This window comes from Brachybacterium nesterenkovii (assembly GCF_900163655.1).
GTDB classification, from domain to species: domain Bacteria; phylum Actinomycetota; class Actinomycetes; order Actinomycetales; family Dermabacteraceae; genus Brachybacterium; species Brachybacterium nesterenkovii.
Map to the genome: position 1 here is coordinate 42,924 of NZ_FWFG01000016.1, position 7,049 is coordinate 49,972.

Here is a 7,049-nt window from a genome sequence, read left to right on the forward strand (position 1 = left end):
CGTCTCGCTGCAGACTCTGGACGCCGCCCCGGCCAGAACCGCCGCGCACGCGACGTACCCTGTCCCCACGATGGAGATCAACCCGTACGTCGAGCGCCTGCGCATCCTGGAGCAGGTGGACTCCGTCCAGATGCAGCGCGAGGCCTCGCCCGACGGCGAGCGCGAGGGCTGCCCGGGATGCCCCTACTTCTGGACCTGCCCCGTCCCCCATCGCACGGAGGACGTCCCGGCACCGCAGGAGATCGAGTACGCGGACGTCGCCGATCAGCTGCCCGCCCGCAGCGAGTACCGCCCGCGGGACGAGAGCGACATCGGCTTCATCGATGAGTGGATCGAGGACGACGAGCCCGCGGATGAGGGCTTCGCTGATGCCGCTGACGATGACCTCGACGCCGTTGACCCCGACGGCGCGGACGACCCGGACGTCGGAATGAAGGAGCCCGCCGTCGAGGAGCCCCAGCTCCCCGTCGACGGGTCCCGAGCCAGCGATCCTCGCCCGCGCGACTCCGAGGTGAGCGGGCCAGGCCTAAGCGAGCCAGGTCTCAGCGGGCCCCGGCCGCGGCGGGGGCTGCGGGCGCTGCTGCGTCGAGGGCGCTGAGGATCGCCTGCACCGACGCCTTCGCGTCCCCGAACAACATCTGCGTGTTGTCCTCGAAGAACAGCGGGTTCTGCACCCCGGCATAGCCGGCGCTCATGCCGCGCTTGAACACGACCACCTGCTTGGCCTCCCACACGCGCAGCACGGGCATGCCCGCGATCGGCGAGCCCGGATCGGAGGCGGCGGGGTTGACGGTGTCGTTGGCGCCGATCACGAGGACCACGTCGGTCTTCGCGAAGTCGTCGTTGATCTCGTCCATCTCGAGCACGATGTCGTAGGGCACCTTGGCCTCGGCCAGCAGCACGTTCATGTGCCCGGGCAGGCGCCCGGCGACGGGGTGGATGCCGAAACGCACCTCGACGCCGCGATCCCGCAGGCGCTGCGTGAGGTCCGCGACCGGGTACTGCGCCTGGGCCACGGCCATGCCGTACCCGGGAGCGATGACCACGCTGCGGGCCTGCAGCAGATCCGCGGCGAGGTCCGCGGCGCTGGTCTCGTGGATCTCCCCGTCTACCTCCGCGGCGGCGCTCGAGCCGTCGTTGCCGAAGCCGCCCAGGATCACCGAGACGAAGGAGCGGTTCATCGCGCGGCACATGATGTAGCTGAGGATCGCGCCGGAGGCGCCGACGAGGGCGCCCGTCACGATCAGCACGTCGATGCCGAGCATGAAGCCCGCGGCGGCCGCGGCCCAGCCGGAGTAGGAGTTGAGCATCGAGACGACGACGGGCATGTCCGCGCCGCCGATCGCCGCCACCAGGTGGATGCCGAGGGCGAGCGCGATGACGGTGATCGCCAGCAGGCACGGGATCTGCACCCACAGGCTCGGGACCGCGGCGAAGACGACGCCGAGGACCAGCGCGATCACGAGGGCCGCGGCGTTCATGAGGTTGCGCGCCGGGAGCGTGAGCGGCTTCGAGGGCAGGCGCCCGTTGAGCTTGCCGTAGGCGACGAGCGAGCCCGTGAGCGTCACCGCGCCGATCAGCACGCCCAGGAACACCTCGACCAGGTGGAGGGCGTCGACGTGGCCGAGCGCCTGCGCGGGCAGGGACTCGATCCAGGAGCCGTAGCCCACCAGCACGGCGGCGGCGCCCACGAAGGAGTGCAGCAGCGCGACGAGCTCGGGCATGCCGGTCATCTCGACCTTGAGCGCGCGCCACAGGCCGATGGCCCCGCCGATCAGCATCGCCACCACCAGCAGGGCGGCCGAGACGATGAGGTTGGTCATCGCGCCCTCGGCCTGCGCCGCGCCGGTGAAGGCGTGGGTGATCGCGGCGCCGAGGGCGAGCGCCATGCCGGTGATCCCGAAGGCGTTGCCCATCTTGGAGGTCTCGTGCGTGGACAGCCCCGCGAGGGCGAGCACGAAGAGGATGGCGGCCGCGAGGTAGGCGGCGTTGGTCGCGTTGGCGAGCATGGTGTCGAGCACGTCAGCCCCTCCTGAACATGGTGAGCATGCGCTGGGTGACGGCGAAGCCGCCGACGATGTTGATCGTGCCGATGAGCACCGCGCAGAACGCGAGCGCCTTCACCAGCGGATTCTCGCTGGTGATCTGCAGGATCGCGCCGACGACGATGATCCCGCTGACCGCGTTGGTCACGGACATCAGCGGCGTGTGCAGGGCGTGGTTGACGCGCCAGACCACGTAGTAGCCGACGATCACTGCGAGCGCGAACACCCATGCGTGGACGAGGAAGCTGCCGGGCGTGGTCAGCGACATGACGATGAACGCGAGCAACGGGATCACGACCGCGAGGTACGTGATCCACCAGGGCTTGGGCTGCTTGGGCGCAGCGGGCTCGGCGGCGGCCGCTGCGGGGGCCTCCTGCGCGGCCGGGGCCGGGGCGGCGGCGACCTGCACGGGCGGCGGCGGGTACATCGTGGTGCCGTCGTGGGCCACGCACATGGTGCGGATGATGACGTCATCGAGGTCGATCACGAGCTCGCCGTCCTTGGCGGGCGTCATCAGCGTCAGCAGGTTCACCAGGTTGGTGCCGTACAGCTGGCTGGACTGGCCGGGCAGGCGCGAGGGCATGTCGGTCCAGCCGACGATCGTGACCGCGTTGTCGGTCGTGAACGTCTCCCCGGGCCGGGTGAGCTCGCAGTTGCCGCCGCCGAGGGCCGCGAGGTCGACGATCACGCTGCCGGGCTTCATCGCGGCAACCATCTCGGCGGTGATGAGCCGCGGCGAGGGGCGACCGGGGATCGCGGCGGTGGTGATGACGATGTCGGCCTGCGCGGTCTGGGCCGCGTACAGCTCGGCGAAGGCCGCCGCGGCGTCCGCGCTGGTCTCCTTGGCGTAGCCGTCGGAGGAGACCTCCTGCTGCACGTCGCGCGGGGCGATGAACTCCGCGCCCATCGAGCGCACCTGCTCGGCGGTCTCGGGCCGCACGTCGGTCGCGCGCACCTGGGCGCCCAGGCCGTTCGCAGCGCCGATCGCGGCCAGGCCCGCCACGCCGGTGCCGATCACGAACACGTTGGCGGGCGGGACCTTCCCGGCGGCGGTGACCTGCCCGGTGAAGAAGCGGCCGAAGCGGCTGGCGGCCTCGATCACGGCGCGGTAGCCGGAGATGTTGGCCATCGAGGACAGCGCGTCGAGGGACTGGGCGCGCGAGATGCGCGGGACCATGTCCATCGCGAGCGCCGTGACGCCCTGGGCGCGGAGCGCCTCGACCAGCTGCGGGTACTGGGCGGGCTGGAGGAAGGTCACGAGCACGGCGCCGGCGCGCATCATCGCGACCTGCTCGGGAGTGGGCTTGTCCACGGCCAGGACGATGTCGCTGCCCCAGATCTCCGCGGGGTCGGGGCTGATGCGGGCCCCGGCCTCGGCGTACGCGGCGTCGGGCTGGCTGGCCCGCTCCCCCGCGCCGGCCTCGACCAGCACCTCATGCCCCAGTGCGCGGAGCTTCGTGACCGTGGCGGGCGTCGCGGCGACGCGGCGCTCCTCGGGCGCGGCCTCCCGGCCGATGGCGATCTGCATACCCCGATCACATCATGGAGACGCTCTCGCCGTCCGGGACTTCCGGGACCGCGCGCCTGGTCAGGGGCGCGCTGCTCTGGGTCAGCACGGCGCTCCGCGTCAGCGCGGCGCCGACCGCCGCTGCCGCCGGGACGCGATCGCCATCTCGTAGAACCGCAGCAGGTCGTCGCTCGCCGCCTCCCACGAGTGCTTCTCGGCCTCGGCGCGGGCGGCCTCGCGGATCGGCCCGACGATCTCCGGGTCCCCCAGCCGGTCGATCTGGCGGTCCAGCGACGCCTCATCGCCGGCGTCGTACAGCAGTCCCGTCGCGCCGTCGCGGATCTGCTCGCCGGTCGGGCCGGAGCGCGCGGCGACGACGGGCAGGCCCGAGGCCATCCCCTCCAGGATCACCAGACCGAGGGTCTCGGTGACGGAGGGGAACACGAAGGCGTCGGCGCTCGCGAAGGCCGCCGCCAGCTCCTCCCCGCGCAGGAACCCGGGGAAGACGGTCCGCGTGCCCGCGAACATCTCCTCGAGCTCGCCGCGGTAGGGGCCATCTCCCACGATCGCCAGCGCGACGTCGGCGCGCCGCTGCACCATCGGCAGCAGCGTGGAGATCTCCTTCTCCGCGGCCAGGCGCCCCACGAACACCAGGAGCTTCTTGTCCGGGCGCCCGCCCGTCAGGCGCTCCCGCATCTCGGCCGAGGCGAAGCGCGGGTGGTAGCGCTCGGTGTCCACTCCGCGACGCAGGGTGTGGAGGTTCTGCAGGCCCTGGTGGCCCAGCTCGGCGCGCATCGTCTCGCTCGTGACGAGGTTGACGTCCGCGAGGGCGTGGTTGCGGCGGATCTGCCACCACACCGCGCTCTTGCCCCACCGCCAGGCCGGATAGAGGTCCAGATAGCGCGGGATGTGCGTGTGGTAGCTGGCCACCAGCGGGAGGCGCTGGCGGTGCGCCGCGTACGCCCCCGAGGAGGCGAGCAGGATCGGCTGGGCCGCGTGCACCACGTCGGGGGCGAAGCCGCGGATGATCCCGTCCACGCGCGGGGACGGCAGCGTGAAGCGCCGATGCTTGTAGAACGGCAGGGTCCACGGGCGCACGCCGACGATCCGCTCGCCCGCGCAGGGCTCCGCACCGAGGTCCGGCGCGATGACCATGACCTCGTGCCCCAGCGCGCAGAAGCGCTCGACCGCGTGCGTGAGGCGGGTGACGACCCCGTCGACGCTGGGCAGGTACGTCTCGGTGACGAGGGCGATGCGCATCAGCGCGCCGCGCCCTCCGCATCGGCGCTGGCCGTATCAGCATCTCCCGCATCGGCGTTGCCCGCGTGAGCACCGCTCGCATCGGCGCTGGCCGCCTCAGCGCCGCTCGCACGCGCGCCGTCCTTCCAGGTCACGCCCGGCATCACGAGCTCGCGGCGCACGCGCCCGGAGTTCGCGCGAGCCACATCGAGGATCTCCGCGAGGACCTCGTCGGTCAGCAGGTGGGGCTCCAGCCCCAGCTCCAGCAGGTTGGTGTTGACCGCGTTGTAGTAGTGGTCGTACTTCTCCACCCGCGGGTTGGCGATGTGGTCGATGCGGGCGTCCAGCCCCTGCGCCTGCGCCACCCGCCGCGCCTTCTCGGCGAGCTCCTCGACGGAGAAGGACTCGGTGAACTGGTTGAACACGCGGAACTCGCCGCGCTCGGCCGGGTTGTCGCAGGCGATCTCGATGCAGCGCACCGTGTCCTCGATGTTGAGGTAGCCGCGGGTCTGGGAGCCGCCGCCGTAGACGGTCATCGGGTGGCCGATCGCCGCCTGGATGAGGAAGCGGTTCAGCGCGGTGCCGAACACGGCGTCGTAGTCGAAGCGGTTGACCAGGCGCGGGTCGCGGCGGGTCTGCTCTGTCTCGAGCCCGTACACGACGCCCTGGTTGAGATCGGTGGCGCGGATGCCCCAGATGCGGCACGCGAACATGATGTTGTCGCTGTCGTGCACCTTGGTCAGGTGGTAGAAGGAGCCGGGCTGCTTGGGGAACGGGAGGCGGTCCGTGCGGCCCTTGTGCTCGATCTCGATCCAGCCCTCCTCGATGTCGATGTTGGGCTGGCCGTACTCCCCCATCGTCCCGAGCTTGACCAGGTGGCAGTCGGGGGCGACGTCCTTGATGGCCCACAGCACGTTGAGGGTGCCCTCGACGTTGTTGCGGTGGTTCGCGATCGCGTGCTCGCGGTCGATCATCGAGTAGGGGGCGCTGCGGTGCTCCGCGAAGTGCACGAAGGCCTCGGGGCGCTCCTCCTCGAAGACCGCCCGGACGGCGTCGTAGTCCGTGAGGTCGGCGATGCGGACGGCGATGTCCTGGCCCGACACCTCCTTCCACGCGGCCACGCGCTCGGTGAGGGAGAGGATCGGCGTCATCGAGTTGGAGCCGAGCTCCTCATCGATCTCGCGGCGGACCAGCGAGTCCACGATGGTGACCTCATGGCCCCTGTCGGACAGGTGCAGGGCCGTGGGCCAGCCGCAGAATCCGTCTCCACCGGCGACGACGATCTTCATGGTCGAGGAACCTCCAGGTCGTGACTCGATCCGCGGCGCAGAGCGCGCGGTTGCTTCCAACATAGCCCGGTGATCTCCCCGGATGCGACCGGGTCCCGACCACCTGGTGAACGGTGCGCGACGATCAGGCGTGCTGGGCGAGCACCGCGTCCGACAGGCGCGGCAGCACCTCGCGGTGGGCGTCGCAGAACTCGTGGGCGGTGCCGACGACGAGGGCCAGGCGCGCGCTCGGATCCACCCACAGGGCGGTGCCCTGCATCCCGAAGTGCCCGAAGGTCGCCGGGTCGTTGCGCCCGCCCGTCCAGTGCGGGGACTTGGCGCCGCGCACCTCGAAGCCCAGGCCGAAGGGGTTGGGCTCCTGCTTGCCGAAGCCGGGCATGATCCCGACGAGCTCTCCCAGCTGCACGGTCGTGACCGCCGCGAACGTCTCGGGCGACAGCAGGGTGGGGCGCAGCAGCTCGCCCGCGAACAGGGCCAGGTCCGCGATCGGGCCGAAGGCGCCGACGGACGGCGATCCGGTCCAGCGCACCCGGTCCATGCCCAGCGGCTCGAGCACCTGCTCCGCCACCCAGTCGCCGAAGTCCCGCCCCAGGGCGCGCTCGACGTGGCGCCCGGCCTCGTCGATCCCATAGTTGGAGTAGTGGCGGCGTCGGCCCGGGGCCATGAGCACGCCGTCGGAGTCGTAGAAGAACCCGGAGGCGTGGGCCAGCAGGTGGCGCAGGGTCGAGCCCTCGGGGCCGGCGGCATCGTCCAGGGAGACGATCCCGCGGTCCAGGGCCGCGCCGCACGCGTAGCCGGTGAGCATCTTGGTGACCGAGCGCCAGGTGCGCTCGAGGTCGAGGTCCCCGCGGGCGGCGCGCACGCCCTCGGGGCCCACCACGATCGCCGCGGCCTCGAAGCCGAAGTCGTCGAGGAGGTCGAGCGCATCGCGCTCAGACGCGCGCCCCGAGCCCCCTGGCTGCCCCGAGC

6 protein-coding genes are annotated in these 7,049 nt (G+C 71.7%); 1 reads left to right on the forward strand and 5 read right to left on the reverse strand.

Features of this window, described 5'->3' with window-relative positions:
* Nucleotides 1–70: 70 nt before the first annotated feature.
* Nucleotides 71–598: a hypothetical protein gene (locus tag FM110_RS14215; protein WP_200810143.1), complete on the forward strand. Its 528-nt coding sequence runs from the start codon at nucleotides 71–73 to the stop codon at nucleotides 596–598.
* On the opposite strand, the gene pntB is transcribed toward FM110_RS14215, so the two are convergent.
* From pntB to FM110_RS02025, 5 genes are all read right to left on the reverse strand, one after another.
* A complete protein-coding gene (pntB, locus tag FM110_RS02005) occupies nucleotides 543–2,009 on the reverse strand; it encodes a Re/Si-specific NAD(P)(+) transhydrogenase subunit beta (RefSeq protein WP_087102188.1) in 1,467 nt (488 codons plus the stop codon). The two genes, FM110_RS14215 and pntB, sit on opposite strands and share 56 nt — an antisense overlap.
* Before the next feature lie 13 nt (nucleotides 2,010–2,022).
* Nucleotides 2,023–3,573: a Re/Si-specific NAD(P)(+) transhydrogenase subunit alpha gene (locus tag FM110_RS02010; protein ID WP_087102178.1), complete on the reverse strand. Its 1,551-nt coding sequence runs from the start codon at nucleotides 3,571–3,573 to the stop codon at nucleotides 2,023–2,025.
* Between the two features lie 99 nt (nucleotides 3,574–3,672).
* Complete coding sequence (locus FM110_RS02015; protein ID WP_087102180.1) at nucleotides 3,673–4,812, reverse strand: glycosyltransferase; 1,140 nt, start codon at nucleotides 4,810–4,812, stop codon at nucleotides 3,673–3,675.
* Nucleotides 4,812–6,080: an NAD-dependent epimerase/dehydratase family protein gene (locus FM110_RS02020; RefSeq protein WP_087102182.1), complete on the reverse strand. Its 1,269-nt coding sequence runs from the start codon at nucleotides 6,078–6,080 to the stop codon at nucleotides 4,812–4,814. Before FM110_RS02020 ends, FM110_RS02015 begins: the two co-directional genes overlap by 1 nt.
* A 124-nt stretch (nucleotides 6,081–6,204) precedes the next feature.
* Entirely contained in the window at nucleotides 6,205–6,963 is a 759-nt protein-coding gene (locus FM110_RS02025; protein WP_087102190.1) for a serine hydrolase domain-containing protein, read from the reverse strand.
* Nucleotides 6,964–7,049: the final 86 nt, after the last annotated feature.